At 68.8% G+C, this 20,368-nt stretch carries 15 protein-coding genes; 13 read left to right on the forward strand and 2 right to left on the reverse strand.

Translation table 11 applies throughout. From position 1 onward, the window contains the following. Positions 1-380: 380 nt before the first annotated feature. Complete coding sequence (locus QSJ95_RS12585) at positions 381-1,439, reverse strand: AraC family transcriptional regulator (protein WP_051878287.1); 1,059 nt, start codon at positions 1,437-1,439, stop codon at positions 381-383. Positions 1,440-1,540: 101 nt separating this feature from the next. Here QSJ95_RS12585 and QSJ95_RS12590 point away from each other — a divergent pair, with 101 nt between their 5' ends. The 7 genes from QSJ95_RS12590 to QSJ95_RS12620 all read left to right on the forward strand — a co-directional run bounded on the left by QSJ95_RS12590 (position 1,541) and on the right by QSJ95_RS12620 (position 9,323). Then, a complete protein-coding gene (locus QSJ95_RS12590; protein ID WP_285642753.1) occupies positions 1,541-2,725 on the forward strand; it encodes an acetyl-CoA C-acyltransferase family protein in 1,185 nt (394 codons plus the stop codon). 113 nt (positions 2,726-2,838) lie between these two features. Beyond that, entirely contained in the window at positions 2,839-3,417 is a 579-nt protein-coding gene (locus QSJ95_RS12595) for a TetR/AcrR family transcriptional regulator (protein WP_285642754.1), read from the forward strand. 289 nt (positions 3,418-3,706) lie between these two features. Further along, complete coding sequence (locus QSJ95_RS12600) at positions 3,707-4,189, forward strand: formate dehydrogenase subunit gamma (protein WP_074979427.1); 483 nt, start codon at positions 3,707-3,709, stop codon at positions 4,187-4,189. Next, positions 4,183-5,745 carry a formate dehydrogenase beta subunit gene (locus QSJ95_RS12605; protein ID WP_285642755.1) on the forward strand — a complete coding sequence of 521 codons (1,563 nt, stop codon included), beginning with the start codon at positions 4,183-4,185 and terminating at the stop codon, positions 5,743-5,745. The genes QSJ95_RS12600 and QSJ95_RS12605 overlap by 7 nt, the downstream gene beginning before the upstream one ends. Continuing rightward, positions 5,742-8,621: a formate dehydrogenase subunit alpha gene (gene fdhF / locus QSJ95_RS12610; RefSeq protein ID WP_285642756.1), complete on the forward strand. Its 2,880-nt coding sequence runs from the start codon at positions 5,742-5,744 to the stop codon at positions 8,619-8,621. Before QSJ95_RS12605 ends, fdhF begins: the two co-directional genes overlap by 4 nt. Then, a complete protein-coding gene (locus QSJ95_RS12615) occupies positions 8,618-8,839 on the forward strand; it encodes a formate dehydrogenase subunit delta (RefSeq protein WP_058489228.1) in 222 nt (73 codons plus the stop codon). The genes fdhF and QSJ95_RS12615 overlap by 4 nt, the downstream gene beginning before the upstream one ends. A gap of 85 nt (positions 8,840-8,924) precedes the next feature. Beyond that, complete coding sequence (locus tag QSJ95_RS12620) at positions 8,925-9,323, forward strand: GFA family protein (RefSeq protein ID WP_043266559.1); 399 nt, start codon at positions 8,925-8,927, stop codon at positions 9,321-9,323. Positions 9,324-9,360: 37 nt separating this feature from the next. Here the strand turns inward: QSJ95_RS12620 and QSJ95_RS12625 are convergent, their stop codons facing one another. Further along, positions 9,361-10,104, reverse strand: a complete 744-nt coding sequence (locus tag QSJ95_RS12625; RefSeq protein WP_285642759.1) for an SDR family NAD(P)-dependent oxidoreductase — start codon at positions 10,102-10,104, stop codon at positions 9,361-9,363. Positions 10,105-10,498: 394 nt separating this feature from the next. On the opposite strand from QSJ95_RS12625, the gene QSJ95_RS12630 reads away from it, so the two are divergent. The 6 genes from QSJ95_RS12630 to metE all read left to right on the forward strand — a co-directional run bounded on the left by QSJ95_RS12630 (position 10,499) and on the right by metE (position 20,124). Continuing rightward, entirely contained in the window at positions 10,499-11,284 is a 786-nt protein-coding gene (locus tag QSJ95_RS12630; RefSeq protein ID WP_285642760.1) for a substrate-binding periplasmic protein, read from the forward strand. An 88-nt stretch (positions 11,285-11,372) separates the two neighbouring features. Beyond that, positions 11,373-13,649 carry an OsmC domain/YcaO domain-containing protein gene (locus QSJ95_RS12635; RefSeq protein WP_285642761.1) on the forward strand — a complete coding sequence of 759 codons (2,277 nt, stop codon included), beginning with the start codon at positions 11,373-11,375 and terminating at the stop codon, positions 13,647-13,649. Positions 13,650-14,113: 464 nt separating this feature from the next. Further along, positions 14,114-16,135 (forward strand): ribonucleoside triphosphate reductase, encoded by a 2,022-nt coding sequence (locus tag QSJ95_RS12640; protein WP_285642762.1) that lies wholly within the window; start codon positions 14,114-14,116, stop codon positions 16,133-16,135. A gap of 46 nt (positions 16,136-16,181) precedes the next feature. Further along, positions 16,182-16,328 (forward strand): anaerobic ribonucleoside-triphosphate reductase, encoded by a 147-nt coding sequence (nrdD, locus tag QSJ95_RS12645; protein WP_058489224.1) that lies wholly within the window; start codon positions 16,182-16,184, stop codon positions 16,326-16,328. Then, on the forward strand, positions 16,325-17,023 hold the full coding sequence (locus tag QSJ95_RS12650; protein ID WP_285642764.1) for an anaerobic ribonucleoside-triphosphate reductase activating protein: 699 nt from the start codon (positions 16,325-16,327) through the stop codon (positions 17,021-17,023). The genes nrdD and QSJ95_RS12650 overlap by 4 nt, the downstream gene beginning before the upstream one ends. A gap of 770 nt (positions 17,024-17,793) precedes the next feature. Then, positions 17,794-20,124, forward strand: a complete 2,331-nt coding sequence (gene metE / locus QSJ95_RS12655; RefSeq protein ID WP_285642766.1) for a 5-methyltetrahydropteroyltriglutamate--homocysteine S-methyltransferase — start codon at positions 17,794-17,796, stop codon at positions 20,122-20,124. The last annotated feature ends 244 nt before the right edge of the window (positions 20,125-20,368 follow it).

A 20,368-nucleotide genomic window follows, 5' to 3' on the forward strand; every position in this document is an offset into this window, starting at 1 on the left:
AACCCTCCCCCGCAAGCGGGAGAGGGAACCGTTCGGCATGATGCGGAATCACGAAGCTCCCTGGCTCAACGCAGCCATGTTGGGTGCATAACACCCCAAGCATCGCGGTCGTAGGAGCAACCGTCTTGCCGGCTGCGCCGAGGTGCTTTTCGTAGGATGGGTTGAGCTTGCGAAAACCATGTGGCCGGGGTGATGGGTATCGCTTCGCTCAACCCATCCTACGGGGCTGAGCACAGCCGGCAAGACAGTCCGTAGGGCGCATAACACTCCAAGCGTTATCCACCCCACCCGCACCCTCCCCATGTAGGAGCGCGCCCTGCGCGCGATTCACGGGCAGGCCCCGCCGCCTCAGGGCGGGGCCCAATACACTCCCTGGCCGCTCAATCCCCGCCCTGGGCGCGGGCCGCGCGGTAGCGTCCGGGGCTCATGCCGGTCCACTGGCGGAAGGCGCGGTGGAACGCGCTGGGCTCCTGGAAGCCGCAGCGCGCGGCGATCTCGGCGATGCTCAGGCTGGCGTCGTCGAGGCACTCGAAGGCCAGCGCCCGGCGCACCTCGTGCTTGATCATCTGGTAGGAAAAGCCCTCGCGCTCCAGTTGGCGGCGGAAGGCCGATTCGCTCAGCGCCAGCTGCGCGGCCATCTGCGCCTGGGATGGCCAGTCGAGGTCACCACCGGCCTTCAGGCGGCGGTAGACCTTGGCCGACAACCCGGAACGGTTGCGGAAGCGCACCACCACGCCCTCCGGGGCCTGGCGCAGGAACTGCTTGAGGCTGGCGAAGTTGCGGATCACCGGTAGCGCCAGTTGCTGGGCGTTGAACTCCAGCTCGGTGTGGTCGGCGTCGAAGCGGATCCACGGCCCCCACAGCAGCGGCTCGGCGCCGTGGGGCGGCTGTGGGTGGCCGAAGCGGGCGCGGTCGGGGTTGATGCGCCGCCCCACCAGCCAGCAGGCCACGCCGATGACCATGCTCAGGTAGATTTCCTCTGCCACGCAGCGCAGGGTGGCGTCGTCGATGCGCGTGTGCAGCACGATGGCCGCACGGTTGCCGCGCAGCTCCAGGTGCGCGCGGATATCGCGCAGGAACAGGTTGAAGCCGGCCAGGCACTGGCGCAGGGCGCGGCCCAGGTCCGGCTCGTGCAGCACGCTGCGGCAGACCATGGCGAAGGCGCCGCGCGGCAGGCCGGCGGAATCGAAGGCGAAGAACTCGTCGCCCAGCTCCTCGGTGAGCAGCAGCCACAGGCGCGTCACCGCCTCCGCCGGCACCCGGTGCAGCGGCTCGTCCAGCCAGTGCGGCTCGATGCCGGCCTGCGCCAGCAACTCGGCGGCGCGCTGCGGGCGGTCGGCCAGGCGGTGCAGCGCGGCCTTCACGAAATAGGCCGCCACCGAGTCGCGCCGGCGCGGGGTGGCCGTCCGTTCCTCGGGGCCCAGGGCGGGTTTCATCATCCGATATGTCCAAATTCGTCGGCCGGGACTGCGCAATTCTGGCATAGGACGCCGCCGCATCGCCTTCTAGACTGCTCGCCATTCTGCCAGGAGCCCTTCCCATGCACAGACCAGAAGTCTTCGTCGTCAGCGCGGTGCGCACCGCCATCGGTACCTTCGGCGGCACCCTCAAGGACACCCCTCCCGCCCAGCTCGCCACCCTGGTCACTCAGGCCGCGCTGGCCCGCGCCAACTGCGACGCACAGCGCGTCGAGCACGTGGTGTTCGGCCACGTCATCCCCACCACGCCCAAGGACGCCTACATCAGCCGCGTGGCGGCGCTGCAGGCGGGCATTCCCAAGGAGGCCCCGGCCTTCACCGTCAACCGCCTGTGCGGCTCGGGCCTGCAGGCCATCGTCAGCGCGGCCCAGGGCCTGATGCTGGGCGACTCGCGCATCGCCATCGCCGGCGGCGCCGAGTGCATGAGCCAGTCCGGCTACCTGGTGCCCAGCGCCCGCTGGGGCGCGCGCATGGGCGACGTGAAGATGCTCGACTACATGCTCGGCGCCCTGCAGGACCCGCTGCACGGCATCCACATGGGCATCACCGCCGAGAACATCGCCAAGCAGCACGGCATCACCCGCCAGGACCAGGACGCCCTGGCCCTGCAGAGCCAGCAGCGCGCCGCCCGCGCCATCGCCGAAGGGCGCTTCGCCGGGCAGATCGTCCCGGTAGAAATCCGCAGCCGCAAAGGCACCAGCCTGTTCGAGGTGGACGAGCACGTGCGCGCCGAGGCCGACCTGGAGCAACTGGCCAAGATGAAACCGGCCTTCCTCGAAGACGGCAGCGTCACCGCCGGCAACGCCTCGGGCCTGAACGACGGCGCCAGCGCCCTGCTGCTGGCCAGCGCCGAGGCGGTGAAGAGCGAGAACCTGCAGCCTATCGCGCGGGTGGTGGCCTACGCCCACGCCGGCGTCGAGCCCACCCTGATGGGCCTCGGCCCGATCCCGGCCACCCGCCTGGCCCTGCAGCGCGCCGGCCTGAGCGTGGCCGACCTGGACGTGATCGAGTCCAACGAGGCCTTCGCCGCCCAGGCCTGCGCGGTCAGCCGCGAGCTGGGCTTCGACCCGGAGAAGGTCAACCCCAACGGCTCGGGCATCTCCCTGGGCCACCCCATCGGCGCCTCCGGCGCGATCATCGCCACCAAGGCCATCCACGAGCTGCAGCGCATCCAGGGCCGCTACGCGCTGGCCACCATGTGCATCGGCGGCGGCCAGGGCATCGCCGTGATCTTCGAACGCGTCTGATCGGGCCGGCCGGCCCCGGAGGCGCCCAACCCACGAAACGGGCGCGCCGCGGCCGGCCGCCCTTTCGGCGCGCCTTCCCGGCAAGCAGCCCGATACGACGCACAGGTGCCCAGATGACCGCCTCCCCCGGCTCGCGTTTCGCGCGCAACCGCCCCAAGGCCCTGGAGCTCTTCGCCCGGCGCGGCTTCGCCCAGGTCAGCCTGCGCGAGCTGGCGCGCCACCTGGAGCTGACCGCGGGCTCGCTCTACAGCCATTGCGCGAGCAAGGAAGAGCTGCTGCTGGAGTTCATCGAGGAACACTACCTGGCGCTGCTTTCGCTGTTCGACCAGCGCCGGCTGCGCGGCTGCCCCAAGGCCGCCCTGCAACGGGTGGTCGAGGGCCTGGTGGCGTTGTACGAAAGCAATCCCCTGCACTTCCAGCTGGCCACCCGCGACGCCGGCTGCCTCAACGACGAACAGCGCCAGTGCGTCGAACGGCTGCGCCGACAGCTCGGCCAGAAGCTCGATGCGCAGCTGGGCGCCGCCGGCTACGCCAGCCCCGGCCAGGCCTGCCAGCCCACCCTGGAGCTGTTCGAACACCTGCCCCTGTGGCTGGCCCGCTACCCGCTGGACCAGCAGCAGCGCTGCGTCGCCCTGCTGCGCTCGCTGACCGCCGCGCTGGCGCCTGGCGCATCGTCGATCCGCTCCGAGTAACGGTACTGGCGCCGCGCCTGCACACCAGCTAAACCCGCTAATAGGGAAGACGCCGGGCCAGGGCGCAGGTCGGTTTCAGGATGCGCCGGGTCGCTTGGGTGCAAACCCCGGGCGAGCAGGATGGCAAGCTTGCAGGATGCCCCCGGACCGGTGCGTCAAGACACCCGGCCGGCGGCAGGGAGGGCGACCGAGTGAACCACGCAGCCGTGACGTGGACGGTACGCCGCAGCCGAAGACACCGGAGGTTTGCCGCCAAGGCAGGCCGGTCCGCGATGCCGAGGTACGCTGTATGCCTGATGAGACGCTTCACCTGCCCCTGATCCACGACGTGCTGGCACGCGAGAAGGACGCCCCCGGCGCCCTGCTGCCGATCCTCCACGCCATCCAGGACGGCTGCGGGTACGTTCCCGACCTCGCCGTCGCGGAAATCGCCCATGCCCTCAACCTCAGCCAGGCCGAGGTGCGCGGGGTGATCAGCTTCTACCACGACTTCCGCACCGCGCCGCCGGCGCGCCACACCCTGCGCCTGTGCCGCGCCGAGTCCTGCCAGAGCATGGGCGCCGAGCGCCTGGCCGCGCAGCTGCGCGAGCAGCTGGCGCTGGACGACCACGGCACCAGCGCCGACGGCAGCATCAGCCTGCGCCCGGTGTACTGCCTGGGCGCCTGCGCCTGCTCGCCGGCCCTGGAGCTGGACGGCCGGCTGCACGCGCGACTCACCGCCGAGCGCCTGCGCGAGCTGGTCAACGGCTGCCTGGAGGATGGCGCATGCTGAAGCTCTTCCTCCCCCGCGACTCCGTCGCCCGCGCCGTGGGCGCGGAACAGGTGGCCGCCGCCCTGGCCCGCGAGGCCGAGCGCCGGCAACTGCCGCTGGAACTGCGCCGCACCAGCTCCCGCGGCCTCTATTGGCTGGAACCGCTGCTGGAAGTGGAAGACGCCGACGGCCGCCGCCTGGGCTTCGGCCCGCTCAGCGAGCAGGACGTGCCCGCCCTGCTCGACGCCCTGACCACCGACGCCAGCACCCATCCGCTGGCCCTGGGGCCGGTGGAGGACATCCCCTACCTGAAGAGCCAGCAGCGCCTGCTGTTCGCCCGCGCCGGCATCACCCGGCCGCTGTCCCTGGAGGACTACCGCGCCCACGGCGGCTTCGAGGGCCTGGCGCGGGCCATCGCCCTGGACGGCGCCGAGGTGGTCGCCGCGGTGCTCGACTCCGGCCTGCGCGGCCGCGGCGGCGCGGCCTTCCCCGCCGGCATCAAGTGGCGCACCGTGCGCGAGGCCCCGGCCACGCCGAAATACGTGGTGTGCAACGCCGACGAAGGCGACTCCGGCACCTTCGCCGACCGCATGCTGATGGAGGGCGACCCCTTCCTGCTGGTCGAGGGCATGGCCATCGCCGGCCTCGCCGTGGGCGCCAGCCTGGGCTACATCTACGTGCGCTCGGAATACCCGGACGCCATCGACACCCTGGAGCAGGCCCTGGCCATCGCTCGCGAGGCCGGCTACCTGGGCGCCGACGTGCTGGGCAGCGGCCGCGCCTTCGACCTGCAGGTGCGGGTGGGCGCCGGCGCCTACATCTGCGGCGAGGAAACCGCCCTGCTCGATTCACTTGAGGGCAAGCGCGGCGTGGTCCGCGCCAAGCCGCCGCTGCCGGCCCTGCAGGGCCTGTTCGGCCAGCCGACGCTGGTGCACAACGTGCTCACCCTGGCCTCGGTGCCGGTGATCCTGGCCCGCGGCGCGCCGTTCTACCGCGACTTCGGCATGGGCCGCTCGCTGGGCACCATGCCCTTCCAACTGGCCGGCAACGTGCGCCACGGCGGCCTGGTGGAACGCGCCTTCGGCCTGACTCTGCGCGAGCTGGTGGAAGGCTACGGCGGCGGCACCGCCAGCGGCCGCCCGCTGAAGGCGGCGCAGGTGGGCGGCCCGCTGGGCGCCTGGGTGCCGCCGGCGCAGTTCGACACCCCGCTGGACTACGAGGCCTTCGCCGCCATGGGCGCCATGCTCGGCCACGGCGGCGTGGTGGTGGCCGACGACAGCCTGGACATGGCGCGCATGGCCCGCTTCGCCCTGCAGTTCTGCGCCGAGGAATCCTGCGGCAAGTGCACGCCCTGCCGGCTCGGCTCCACCCGCGGCGTGGAGGTGGTGGACCGGCTGATCGCCGCCACCGACCTCGGCGCGCGCGAGGAACAGGCGCGGCTGCTCGTGGACCTCTGCGACACCATGCAATACGGCTCGCTCTGCGCCCTGGGCGGAATGACTTCCTACCCGGTGACCAGCGCCCTCAAGCACTTCCCCGCCGACTTCGGTCTGGCGAATACGGAGGCCGACCAGTGATCAACCTCTTCGATCCCTCCACCGACATCGTCGACCTCGGCACCCCGCCCCGCGACAGCGAGGCGCAGGTCAGCCTGAGCATCGACGGCCGCGAGATCAGCGTGCCCGCCGGCACCTCGGTGATGCGCGCCGCCGCGCTGCTGGGCACCAGCATTCCCAGGCTCTGCGCCACCGACAGCCTGGAAGCCTTCGGCTCCTGCCGCATGTGCCTGGTGGAAATCGACGGCATGCGCGGCTACCCCGCCTCCTGCACCACGCCGGTGGCCGAGGGCATGGTGGTGCGCACGCAGACGCCGAAGCTGGCGACGCTGCGGCGCAACGTCATGGAGCTGTACATCTCCGACCACCCGCTGGACTGCCTGACCTGCCCGGCCAACGGCAACTGCGAGCTGCAGACCGTGGCCGGCCAGGTGGGCCTGCGCGAGGTGCGCTACGGCTATGCCGGGGCCAACCACCTGAGCGAGGCCAAGGACGTCTCCAACCCCTACTTCGACTACGACCCGAGCAAGTGCATCGTCTGCAACCGCTGCGTGCGCGCCTGCGAGGAAATCCAGGGCACCTTCGCCCTGACCATCGACGGCCGCGGCTTCGACTCGCGGGTGGCGGCGGCCGGCGGCGGCGACTTCCTCGACTCCGAGTGCGTGTCCTGCGGCGCCTGCGTGCAGGCCTGCCCCACCGCCACGCTGATGGAGAAGAGCGTGGTGCAGCTGGGCCAGCCGGAGCGCAGCGTGGTCACCACCTGCGCCTACTGCGGCGTGGGCTGCTCGTTCCGCGCCGAGCTCAAGGGCGAGCAGCTGGTGCGCATGGTCCCGGACCGCAACGGCCAGGCCAACCACGGCCACGCCTGCGTCAAGGGCCGCTTCGCCTGGGGCTACGCCACCCACCCCGAGCGCATCACCAAGCCGATGATCCGCCAGCGCATCAGCGATCCCTGGCAGGAAGTCAGCTGGGAAGAAGCGCTCAACCACGCGGCCGGCGAATTCCGCCGCATCCAGCTCAAGTACGGGCGCGACTCCATCGGCGGCATCACCTCCAGCCGCTGCACCAACGAAGAGACCTACCTGGTGCAGAAGCTGGTGCGCGCCGCCTTCGGCAACAACAACGTCGACACCTGCGCCCGCGTCTGCCACTCGCCCACCGGCTACGGCCTGAAGCAGACCCTCGGCGAGTCCGCCGGCACCCAGAGCTTCGACTCGGTGATGCAGGCCGACGTCATCCTGGTGATGGGCGCCAACCCCACCGACGCCCACCCGGTGTTCGGTTCCCAGCTCAAGCGCCGCCTGCGCCAGGGCGCGCGGCTGATCGTCATCGATCCGCGGCGCATCGACCTGGTGGATTCGCCCCACGCCCGCGCCGAGCTACACCTGCAACTGCGCCCGGGCACCAACGTGGCCATGCTCAACGCCCTGGCCCACGTCATCGTCACCGAGGGCCTGGTGAACCAGCGCTTCGTCGAGCAGCGCTGCGAGGCGGCGGACTTCGCCCACTGGCGCGACTTCGTCAGCCAGCCGCAGAACGCCCCCGAAGTGCTCGGCCCGGTGTGCGGCGTGCCCGCCGAACTGATCCGCGCCGCCGCGCGGCTCTACGCCACCGGCGGCAACGCGGCCATCTACTACGGCCTGGGCGTCACCGAGCACAGCCAGGGCAGCACTGCGGTGATGGGCATCGCCAACCTGGCAATGGCCACCGGCAACGTCGGCCGCGAGGGCGTGGGGGTGAACCCGCTGCGTGGGCAGAACAACGTCCAGGGCTCCTGCGACATGGGCTCCTTCCCCCACGAGCTGCCCGGCTACCGGCACATCTCCAACGCCGAGGTGCGCAGCCAGTTCGAGCAGGCCTGGAACGTCACCCTGCAACCCGACCCGGGCCTGCGCATCCCCAACATGTTCGAGGCGGCCCTGGACGGCAGCTTCAAGGCGCTGTACTGCCAGGGCGAGGACATCGCCCAGAGCGACCCCAACACCCAGCACGTCACCGCTGCCCTGTCGGCCATGGAATGCGTGGTGGTGCAGGACATCTTCCTCAACGAAACCGCCAAGTTCGCCCACGTGTTCCTGCCGGGCAGCTCCTTCCTGGAAAAGGACGGCACCTTCACCAACGCCGAGCGGCGCATCTCGCGGGTACGCAAGGTGATGGAGCCGCTGGGCGGCAAGGCCGACTGGGAGGCGACCATGGCGCTGTCCAACGCCCTGGGCTACCCGATGAACTACCGGCACCCGTCCGAGATCATGGACGAGATCGCCCGCCTGACGCCCACCTTCGCCCGCGTCAGCTACGCCGAGCTGGACCGCCGCGGCAGCCTGCAGTGGCCGTGCAACGACGCCGCGCCCGACGGCACCCCGACCATGCACATCGACCAGTTCGTGCGCGGCAAGGGGCGCTTCATGCTCACCGGCTACGTGCCCACCGACGAGAAGGTCAACAACCGCTACCCGCTGCTGCTGACCACCGGACGCATCCTCAGCCAGTACAACGTCGGCGCCCAGACGCGGCGCACCGGCAACGTCGCCTGGCACCCCGAGGACCGCCTGGAGATCCACCCCAGCGACGCCGAGAGCCGCGGCATCGCCGACGGCGACTGGGTCGGCGTGGGCAGCCGCGCCGGGCAGACGGTGCTGCGCGCCAAGGTCAGCGAGCGGGTGGCGCCGGGGGTGGTCTACACCACCTTCCACTTCCCCGAGTCCGGCGCCAACGTGATCACCACCGACAACTCCGACTGGGCCACCAACTGCCCGGAATACAAGGTCACCGCGGTGGAAGTGGTGCGCGTCTTCCAGCCCTCGGAATGGCAGAAGCGCTACCAGGCGTTCAGCGACGAACAGCGCCGCCTGCTGAAGGAACGCCGCCACGCCGAGAAAGCCGAGGTGCGCCGATGAGCATCGACAACCTGGTCAAGATGGCCAACCAGATCGGCCAGTACTTCGCCAGCGAGGCCGACCGCGAACTGGCCGTGCGCGGCGTGCGCCAGCACCTGCAGAGCTTCTGGACGCCGGCCATGCGCCGCGACCTGGGGGCCTGGCTGGCGCAGCACCCGGAGACCGACCTGCACCCGCTGGTGCAGGAAGCGCTGAAGGAGCCGGCGGAGAGCGCCTAGCGGGCACGTAGGGGGCGGCCGGGCTATGATGCCGTCCCCGACCGCTGGCGCGCCGGGTCCTCTTCCACCCTCGGGACGCGTGAACATGAGCGAAACCTTCCACGGCAGCTGCCTCTGCGGCCATATCCGCTACCAGCTGTCGACGCCGCCCAAGGCGGTCTCGCACTGCCATTGCAGCCAGTGCCGCAAGGGCCATGGCGCCGCCTTCGCCACCTACGGCAGCGTGCCGCGCAGCGCCCTGAGCCTGCAGGGCGCCGAGCTGCTGAAGACCTTCCACTCCTCGCCCTCGGTCAGCCGCCAGTTCTGCGGCCAGTGCGGCGCCACGCTGTTCTGGTCGGACAGCCAGGGCGACTACCCGGACTGGATCGCGGTGGCCCTGGGCACCCTGGACAGCGACTTCCACTGCGCCAGCCAGAAGCACATCTACACCGCGTCCAGGGCGAGCTGGTACGAGATCGACGGGCACTGGCCGCAGGAGCCCTGAGCGGCCTGCGCCGCGCGGGGGGCGGCGCAGGCGGGTCTCAGCGCAGGGTGTAGCCGCTGTCGACGACCAGGTCCTGGCCGTGGATGCCGCGGGCCTGGTCCGAGAGCATGAAGAGGATCGCATCGGCGACCGCCTCCGCCTCCAGGAAGCGGCCGTCCAGCAGGCGCCCGTTGACGCTGGCGGCGACCTCGCCCAGGGCCTCGTCGTCCAGCCCCAGGGTGCCCCAGATCGGCGTCGCCGTGGGCCCGGGCGATACGACGTTGACGCGGATGCCCTCGCCCGCCAGCTCCACCGCCAGGGTGCGCGCCTGGGCCTTGAGCGCCGACTTCGAGGCGATGTAGGCGGCCAGCCCGGGGAAGCTCACCTGGGACAGGAAGGTGCCGATGAACACCACCGAAGACGGCCGCGCCATCTGCCCGCGCAGGGCGGCCAGGGTGTTCAGCGCGCCGGCGCCGTTGACCGCCCATTGCCGCTGGAACGCCGCCTGGTCCAGGCCGTCGGCCAGTTGCGCGATGCCGGCGTTGGGCAGCAGGTAGTCCACCGGCCCCAGTTCCCGGGCCAGGTCCGCCAGGCACTGGAGGTCCTCGGCGCGGGTGACGTCGCCGCTCAACCAGCACAAGTGGCCGCCGGCCTCGTCGAGTTCGGCCGGCGGCACCTCGCGCCGGGCCATGGCCACCACCCGGGTGCCCTCGCGCAGCAGCCGCCGGGCCACGGCCAGGCCGATGCCGGAACCGGCGCCGGTGATCACCGCAAGGGGGGACCTGGAATCATTGCTTGGCATGTACATGCTCCTGATGGTCGTCAGTGGGATCGCTCGCCACGTGGGTGCTCCACGTGCCGTCGCCAGGAACCTCCACCAACTTCCGTGCCATGGCGAAACCATCGATTTTTCAAGGTGTTGAAAACCACTGAAGTCATCATGACTCACCGTATAGCGAGTTCTTTCGACTACAAACGAGGTACTTAGGACTTGATGGCGAACCCGAGCGTCCATGTCTTTCCTTCACGCCGGGCATTCTGCAACGTAGCGGCAGAAGGCTATCCTTCAGATAATTCGGAAGGATTCTGCGACGTCGCCTGAGGGGGCGTCCGCCGACCGAACGCTCCGGGGCGCGCACCGCCCCTCGGCAAGGGAGCCGCCGACTTCGCCACCCATTCCAGTTCCGGGAGCCGGTATGCCTTGCCAGCCCTTCGCCAGATTCGCCGTGTCCGCTCGCCGCTGGCTGGGCATCGGCCTGCTTGCGTTCGTAGCCACGGCCGATGCCACTGAATACCCGCCGCTGCGGGTGATGACCGACTACTGGCCGCCCTTTCGCATCGAAGGCGCCGACGGCCGCATCACCGGCCTGGACATGGACCTGCTGGCCGAGCTGGAAAAACGCACCGGCCTGCGCTTCGAAGTGCACCGCGCGCCCTGGGCCCGCGGCCTGGCCGCCCTGCAGAGCGGCGCGGCGGACCTGATGACGGGCCTTGCGCGCACCCCGGAGCGCGAGCAGTACATCGACTACCTGCCGCAGCCCTACTACGCCTGCGCCCCGCGCCTGTACGCCTCGCCGCAGGAGGCGCCGCGCATCGCCCGCTACGACGACCTGCTCGGCCCCACCATCGGCTACGTGCTGGAGTCCGCCTACTTCGAACCCTTCGACTCCGACAAGCGCCTGAAGAAATTCGGCGTGAACAACGAGACGCAACTGCTGCAGATGCTCTCCCTCGGCCGCCTGCAACTGGTGATCGGCACCGACTGCCAGGTGGACTACGAACTGCGCGACCCGCGACTGGCCCGGCAGATCGTGCGCACCCGCTTCCAGCCGGACAGCCGCACCGAGCTTTACCTCGGCTTCTCCCACCAGCGCCCGCTGACGGCCGAGCGCCAACTGATCGAAGGTGCGCTGCGGCAGATGCTCGACGAGGGCTGGGTGCAACGGGCGGCCGCGCGCTATCAGCGCACGGATGGGCAGTAGCGCGCCGAACGGGCGAACGGGCGGAGCGCTGCGCAAAACGCTTACAATGGCGGGTTATTCATCTCATTTTTTGTCGTGGTAAACCCGCATGGAAATAAAGGTTAATTTCTTAGATAACCTTCGGCTCGAAGCCAAGTTCGACGATTTCACCGTGGTGGCCGACCAGCCCATCCGCTACAAGGGCGATGGCTCCGCACCGGGTCCGTTCGACTACTTCCTGGCTTCGTCGGCGCTGTGCGCGGCCTACTTCGTCAAGCTGTACTGCCAGACGCGCAATATACCCACCGACAACATCCGCCTGTCGCAGAACAACATCGTCGACCCGGAGAACCGCTACAAGCAGATCTTCAAGATCCAGGTGGAGCTGCCGGCGGACATTTCGGAAAAGGACCGCCAGGGCATTCTGCGCTCCATCGAGCGCTGCACGGTGAAGAAGGTGGTGCAGACCGGGCCCGAGTTCGTCATCGAGGAAGTGGAAAACCTCGACGCCGACGCCCAGGCGCTGCTGATGCCCAGCGCCGACGCGGATTCGCGCACCTACATCGCGGGCAAGGACCTGCCGCTGGAGCAGACCATCGCCAACATGTCGGCAATCCTCGCCGGCCTGGGCATGAAGATCGAGATCGCCTCCTGGCGCAACATCGTGCCCAACGTCTGGTCGCTGCACATCCGCGACGCGCAGTCGCCGATGTGCTTCACCAACGGCAAGGGCGCGACCAAGGAAAGCGCGCTGGCCTCGGCCCTGGGCGAGTTCATCGAGCGGCTGAACTGCAACTTCTTCTACAACGACCAGTTCTGGGGCGAGGACATCGCCAACGCGCCCTTCGTCCACTACCCCGACGAGCGCTGGTTCAAGCCCAGCCGCCAGGACGAACTGCCGGCGGAAATCCTCGACGCCCACTGCCTGGCGATCTACAACCCCGACGGCGAGCTGCGCGGCTCGCACCTGTACGACACCAACTCGGGCAACGTGGCGCGCGGCATCTGCTCGCTGCCGTTCGTGCGCCAGTCCGACGGCAAGGTGGTGTACTTCCCCTCCAACCTGATCGAGAACCTCTACCTGAGCAACGGCATGAGCGCCGGCAACACGCTGGCCGAAGCCCAGGTACAGTGCCTGTCGGAAATCTTCGAGCGCGCGGTGAAGCGCGAAATCCTCGAAAACGAACTGGCCCTGCCGGACGTGCCACAGGAAGTGCTGGCCAAGTACCCCGGCATCCTCGCCGGCATCCGAGGCCTGGAGGAACAGGGCTTCCCGGTGCTGGTCAAGGACGCCTCCCTGGGCGGCCGCTTCCCGGTGATGTGCGTGACCCTGATGAACCCGCGCACCGGCGGCGTGTTCGCCTCCTTCGGCGCCCACCCCAGCCTGGAGGTGGCGCTGGAGCGCAGCCTCACCGAACTGCTCCAGGGCCGCAGCTTCGAAGGCCTGAACGACCTGCCGCAACCCACCTTCGAAAGCCAGGCGCTGACCGAGCCGAACAACTTCGTCGAGCACTTCATCGACTCCAGCGGCGTGGTGTCGTGGCGCTTCTTCAGCGCCAGGGCCGACTTCGAGTTCGTCGAGTGGGACTTCTCCGGCCGGTGCGGCTCCAGTGAAAGAAAAGAGTCCAACGCCGAGGAAGCCGCCACCCTGTTCGGCATCCTCGAAGACCTGGGCAAGGAAGCGTACATGGCGGTGTACGAGCACCTGGGCGCAACGGCCTGCCGCATCCTGGTGCCGGGCTACTCGGAGATCTACCCGGTGGAGGACCTGGTCTGGGACAACACCAACAAGGCGCTGGCCTTCCGCGAGGACATCCTCAACCTACACCGCCTGGACGACGCCCGCCTCGAAGCGCTGCTGGAGCGCCTGGAAGGCTGTGAGGTCGACGACTACACCGACATCACCACCCTGATCGGCGTGGAGTTCGACGACAACACGGTCTGGGGCCAGCTGACCATTCTCGAACTGAAGCTGCTAATCAACCTCGCCCTGCGGCGCTTCGAAGAGGCCAAGGAACTGGTGGAGGCCTTCCTCCAGTACAACGACAACACCGTCGAGCGCGGCCTGTTCTACCAGGCCCTGAACGTGGTGCTGGAGGTGGTGCTGGACGACGAACTGGAGATCGCCGACTACGAAGCCAACTTCCGCCGCATGTTCGGCAACGAGCGGATGGACGCGGCGCTGGGCTCGGTGGACGGCAGCGTGCGCTTCCACGGCCTGACGCCGACCAGCATGAAACTGGAAGGGCTGGACAGGCACCTGCGGCTGATCGACAGCTACAAGAAACTGCACGCGGCGCGCGCCAGGCTGCAGCCTGTGCAGGACAGCGCCGCCGACGCGGGAAGCGGCCTCAAGCCGCGGCGCGTGGCGATTCGCAAGCGCTGATGATGGGGCTGCACCGAGGGGTTCTTCGTAGGATGGGTTGAGCTTGCGATCCCCATGGGATCCCGGTGATGGGTATCGCTGCGCTCAACCCATCCTACGGGTGCGGTGTCGGGCGCCCCGGCGGCACGGCCAACGGCGCATAACCGCGAACGGCCATGCGCCCTGCGAACTCGCCGGCTGACGCTGAACTATCCGTCCACGCCGAACGGCCCCCTCTCCCTCCGGGAGAGGGCTGGGGTGAGGGTGCGGAATCCACCCGACACACCGCAGCCACCGGTAAACCCCATTCGCGGACGGAGTCCGCTCCTACACCCGCGCCCAGCCGGTCAATACCTCCGATGGCGAAAACCCTCCGGCGCCGAACATTGACCGAGGTCAATCCTTCTCCGGCCGACGCCATTAGATTCCACAACATCTTGTTGTCTTGAAAATTCAAAACACATCATGTTGTGGAATCCAGTCCAATGACCCAGACCCGAAACGCCCCTCTCCCCACCCGCCTGCGCAAGCGCAACGGCGCCGCCGCCCCCTTCGACCCGAGCAAGATCGAACGCGCCATCGCCGCCGCCGGCGAAGCCAGCGGCGAGTTCAGCGCCGCCCATGCCCAGGCGCTGACGCGCCGCGTGCTGTCGCGCCTGCCGGAGGGCGAGCTGGACGTGGAGCAGGTGCAGGACGTGGTCGAACGCATCCTCATGGAAGCCGCGCACTACCCCACCGCGCGGGCCTACATCGTCTACCGCGAGCGCCACGGCCGCCTGCGCCGCGAGCGCAAGACGCTGGTGGACGTCGCCGCGTCGATGAACGAGTACCTCTCGCGGGAAGACTGGCGGGTGCGCGCCAACGCCAACCAGGGCTATTCCCTGGGCGGGCTGATCCTCAACGTCTCCGGCAAGGTCACCGCCAACTACTGGCTGGACGAGGTCTACGACGAAGCCATCGCCGCCGCCCACCGCGAAGCCGACCTGCACATCCACGACCTCGACATGCTCGCCGGCTACTGCGCCGGCTGGTCGCTGCGCACCCTGCTCAACGAAGGCCTCAACGGCGTGCCGGGGCGCGTCGAGGCCGGGCCGCCGAAGCACCTGTCCAGCGCCCTCGGGCAGATGGTGAACTTCCTCGGCACCCTGCAGAACGAGTGGGCCGGCGCCCAGGCGTTCAGCTCCTTCGATACCTACCTCGCACCCTACGTGCGCAAGGACGGCCTCGGCTACGACGAAGTGCGCCAGGCCATCCAGGAGTTCATCTACAACCTCAACGTGCCGTCGCGCTGGGGCACCCAGACGCCCTTCACCAACCTGACCTTCGACTGGGTCTGCCCGGAGGACCTGCGCGAGCAGATCCCCTACGTCGGCGGCGAGGAAATGCCCTTCGCCTACGGCGAGCTGCAGGCGGAGATGGACCTGATCAACCGCGCCTACATCGAAGTGATGCAGGCCGGCGACGCCCACGGCCGGGTGTTCACCTTCCCCATCCCCACCTACAACATCACCCACGACTTCCCCTGGCACAGCGACAACGCCACGCGCCTGTTCGAGATGACCGCGCGCTACGGCCTGCCGTACTTCCAGAACTTCCTCAACTCGGACATGCAGCCCAACCAGGTGCGCTCCATGTGCTGCCGCCTGCAGTTGGACGTGCGCGAACTGCTCAAGCGCGGCAACGGCCTGTTCGGCTCGGCGGAGCAGACCGGCTCCCTCGGCGTGGTGACGCTCAACTGCGCGCGCCTGGGCTACCGCCACCGCGGCGACCTCGCCGGGCTCCACCGCCAGCTGGACTACCTGCTGGGGCTGGCCTTCGACAGCCTGGAAGTGAAGCGCAAGGTCATCCAGCAGCACATGGACGCCGGACTCTACCCCTACACCAAGCGCTACCTGGGCACCCTGCGCAACCACTTCTCCACCATCGGCGTGAACGGCCTGCACGAGATGGTCCGCAACTTCACCGGCGACCGAGAAGGCCTGCACAGCGAGGCCGGCCGGCAGATGGCGCTGGAGCTGCTGGACCACGTGCGGGCGCGCCTGGTCGGCTTCCAGGAAGACAGCGGCCACCTCTACAACCTGGAGGCGACGCCCGCCGAGGGCACCACCTACCGCTTCGCCCGCGAGGACCGCAAGCGCCACCCGGACATCCTCCAGGCCGGCACGCCGGAGGCGCCCTACTACACCAACTCCTCGCAGCTGCCGGTGGGCCTCACCGATGACCCCTTCGAGGCGCTGGAGCTGCAGGACGCCCTGCAATGCAAGTACACCGGCGGCACCGTGCTGCACCTATACATGGCCGAGCGCATCTCCAGCGCAGAGGCCTGCAAGACCCTGGTGCGCAACGCCCTCGGGCGCTTCCGCCTGCCCTACCTCACCGTCACGCCGACCTTCTCCATCTGCCCGGTGCACGGCTACCTCGCCGGCGAACACGAGTTCTGCCCGAAGTGCGACGAAGCCCTGCTGCAACAACGCGCCGCCAGTTGCTGCGGCAGCTGCGGCGGCTGAGCCGGCGACACCCCGCTTCACCAACCGCAAGAAAGGAGCTCTACCGATGAAAGCCAACCAACTGCCCGAAAACCAACGCCAACGCTGCGAAGTCTGGACCCGCGTGATGGGCTACCACCGCCCGGTGTCGGCCTTCAACGCCGGCAAGCAGTCCGAGCACCGCGAGCGCTGCCACTTCCGCGAGACGCGATGAGCGCTGAGCTCAGGGTCGGGGGCCTGGTGCCCCTGACCACCCTCGACTACCCCGGCCTGCTGGCCTGCGTGCTGTTCTGCCAGGGCTGCGCCTGGCGCTGCCGCTACTGCCACAACCCGCAGCTGATCCCGGCGCGCGGCGAGGCACAAATCCGCTGGGCGGACGTCCTGGCCTTCCTCCAGCGCCGCCAGGGCCTGCTGCAGGCCGTGGTGTTCAGCGGCGGCGAAGCGACCCTCCAGGCCGCGCTGCCCGGGGCCATGGCCAGGGTGCGCGAGATGGGCTTGCGCACCGGCCTGCACAGCGCCGGCATCCAGCCGCGCGCCTTCGCCCGGGCGCTGCCGCACACGGACTGGGTGGGGTTCGACGTGAAGGCCCTGGCCGAGGACAGCGACGCCATCACCGGCGTGCCCCGCAGCGGCCAGGCCAACTGGCGCAGCCTGGAGCTGCTGCTGGAAAGCGGCGTGGCTTATGAATGCAGGACCACAGTGCATTGGCAGCTGTTCGACCTGGAGCGACTACGGCGCCTGGCCACGCGCCTGCGCGGGGTGGGCGTGGAAAATTTCGTGGTGCAACTGGCCCGCAGTGGGCGGCAGCTCGATCCGCAGCTCATTGCAACACCGGCCCCGCAGGGCGCAGCGGCATTGTGGCGCGAGTTGGAAGCGCTGTTCCCGCGATTCGAATTGCGGGATGCCTAGCGAGTTCCTGCTCGCGGAGGGTGTTCGCCGGTTGCCGGAAATCGCGGACGGAGTCCGCTCCTACGCTATCCCACCCACGCCATTCCCCTGTAGGAGCGCGCCCTGCGCGCGATTCGCGGGCAGGGCCCGCTCCTACAAGGAGACTCGGCGCAAGAGGCCGAACGGTAGGAGCGGATTCATCCGCGATCCGGCCGGCAGGCCGGCGTGTGTTGGCAATCGCGAGGGAAACGCCGTCGTAGGATGGCGTTGAGCGAAGCGATACCCATCACCAGGGGTCGATGGGTATCGCAAGCTCAACCCATCCGTTGAGGCGCGCCTCGGCGCAGTAGGCAAGTGTTTCGGCGTTATCCGGCCAGCACAGGGATTGCCGGCGGAAACCCGGCCTCCTCTCGGCACGGGCTAGCTCCCTCTCCCTCCGGGAGAGGTCTGGGGTGAGGGGCTCTTGGACCTGGCATCGATGCCCAGCCTGCAGCCGAAAATCGCGGACGGAGTCCGCTCCTACGCAATCCCCACCCACGCCATTGCCCTGTAGGAGCGCGCCCTGCGCGCGATTCGCGGGCAGGGCCCGCTCCTACAGGGAGGCTCGGCGCAAGAGGCCGAACGGTAGGAGCGGATTCATCCGCGATCCGGGGGAAAGCCCCAGCGCCGAGGTAGATGACGAAGCTCGATCATGAGTAAAACTTGATTTCATAGCAAATAAATTGAGTTTGTCTCATGAACCACCGGTCCCGAGAATCCCTCCACTGGTTTTTCAATGGAGAGATTCACCCATGGCATTGGCCCACAACCTCGGCTTCCCGCGTATCGGCCGGGACCGCGAACTGAAGAAAGCCCTGGAAGCCTTCTGGAAAGGCGAGCTGGACGAAGCCGGCCTGCGCGCCGTCGGCAAGCAACTGCGCGCCACTCACTGGCAGGCGCAGAAGGATGCCGGCATCGAGCTGCTGCCGGTGGGCGATTTCGCCTGGTACGACCAGGTGCTGACCCACTCGCTGACCTTCGGCGTCATCCCCGAGCGCTTCCGCGGCCATGGCGACGCCAAGCCGACCCTGCAGACCCTCTTCGGCATGGCCCGTGGCGCCGTGGCGACGGACCGCAGCGACAGCTGCTGCGGCGGCGCCCATGCGCAAGAGATGACCAAGTGGTTCGACACCAACTACCACTACCTGGTCCCCGAGTTCACTGCCGACCAGCAGTTCGCGCTGAGCTGGGAACAGCTGTTCGAAGAGGTCGACGAAGCCAAGGCCCTCGGCCATGACGTCAAGCCCGTGGTGATCGGCCCGCTGACCTACCTGTGGCTGGGCAAGACCAAAGGTGCTGATTCTGAAACGAACAGCTTCAACAAGCTCGACCTGCTCGACCGCCTGCTGCCGCTCTACGGGCAGATCTTCCGCCGCCTGGCCGCACAGGGCGTGGAATGGGTGCAGATCGACGAACCGATCCTGGTCCTCGACCTGCCCCAGGACTGGAAGAACGCCTTCGAGCGCACCTACAACCTGCTGCAGGGCGAGCCGCTGAAAAAGCTGCTGGCCACCTACTTCGGCGGCCTGGAAGACAACCTCGGCCTGGCCGCGAACCTGCCGGTCGACGGCCTGCACATCGACCTGGTGCGCGCGCCGGAACAGTTCCCGAGCATCCTCGACCGCCTGCCGGCCTACAAGGTCGTGTCGCTGGGCCTGGTCAACGGCCGCAACGTCTGGCGCTGCGACCTGGAAAAGGCCCTGGACGTGGTGCGCCACGCCCAGGAACGCCTCGGCGAGCGCCTGTGGCTCGCGCCCTCCTGCTCGCTGCTGCACAGCCCGGTGGACCTGGAACGTGAAGACAAGCTGGATGCCGAGCTGAAGAGCTGGCTGGCCTTCGCCGTGCAGAAGTGCGCCGAAGTGGCCGTGCTGGCCCGCGCCGCCACCGAGCCGCAGGCCGCCGACGTGGTTGCCGCCCTGGAGCAGAGCCGCGCCGTACAGGCCAGCCGCGCCGCCTCGCCGCGCATCCACAAGCCGGCCGTGCAGGCCCGCCTGGCCGCCATCCAGCCGGCCGACGCCCAGCGCCATTCCGCCTTCGCCGAGCGCATCGCCAAGCAGCGCGCCGGCCTGGACCTGCCGGCCTTCCCCACCACCACCATCGGCTCCTTCCCGCAGACCTCGGCCATCCGCCTGGCGCGCCAGTCGTTCAAGCAGGGCAAGCTGAGCGAGGCCGAGTACACCGAGGCCATGCACAGCGAAATCCGCCACGCGGTGCAGATCCAGGAGCAACTGGGCCTGGACGTGCTGGTGCACGGCGAAGCCGAGCGCAACGACATGGTCGAGTACTTCGCCGAGCAGCTCGACGGCTACGTCTTCACCCGCTTCGGCTGGGTGCAGAGCTACGGTTCGCGCTGCGTGAAGCCGGCGGTGATCTACGGCGACCTGAGCCGCCCGAAGGCCATGACCGTGGAGTGGATCACCTATGCCCAGAGCCTCACCGACAAGGTGATGAAGGGCATGCTGACCGGCCCGGTGACCATGCTGATGTGGTCCTTCCCGCGCGAGGACGTGCCCCGCGAGGTCCAGGCGCGCCAACTGGCCCTGGCCATCCGCGACGAAGTGGTGGACCTGGAAGCCGCCGGCATCAGGATCGTGCAGATCGACGAAGCCGCCTTCCGCGAAGGCCTGCCGCTGCGCAGGAGCGCCTGGGCGCACTACCTGGACTGGGCCACCGAGGCCTTCCGCCTATGCGCCTCGGGCGTGCGCGACGAAACCCAGATTCACACCCACATGTGCTACAGCGAGTTCAACGACGTGATCGAATCCATCGCCGCCATGGACGCCGACGTGATCACCATCGAGACCTCGCGTTCGGACATGGAGCTGCTGGAGGCCTTCGAGAAGTTCGACTACCCGAACGAGATCGGCCCGGGCGTCTACGACATCCACTCGCCGCGCGTGCCGAGCCGGGAAGAGATCGTCAAGCTGCTGCGCAAGGCGGCCCAGCGCATCCCCGCCGAGCGCCTGTGGGTGAACCCGGACTGCGGCCTGAAGACCCGCGCCTGGCCGGAGACCGAAGCGGCCCTGGTGAACATGGTCGCGGCGGCCCGCGAGCTGCGCAACGACCTCGCCGCGCTGGCCTGATCCACCCGCCATGGTGATGGGTATCGCTTCGCTCGACCCATCCTACGGTCAATGACGAAACGGGACGCCTGGCGTCCCGTTTCGCTTTGCCGTGGAACCCACCGCCCGCGCGTTGCAGCCCTCTGCGGCGCCTGCCCGAAACGAATTGCCCGTTTCTCGATATCCGACGTCCGAAACTCGCAAGACGGACGGACACGTACTGCCTAGCATAGGACCTCCGCCAAAAACGATGGCCGCGCCAGCG

The organism is Pseudomonas sp. NBRC 100443 (assembly GCF_030268185.1).
Classification (GTDB): Bacteria; Pseudomonadota; Gammaproteobacteria; order Pseudomonadales; family Pseudomonadaceae; genus Pseudomonas; species Pseudomonas citronellolis.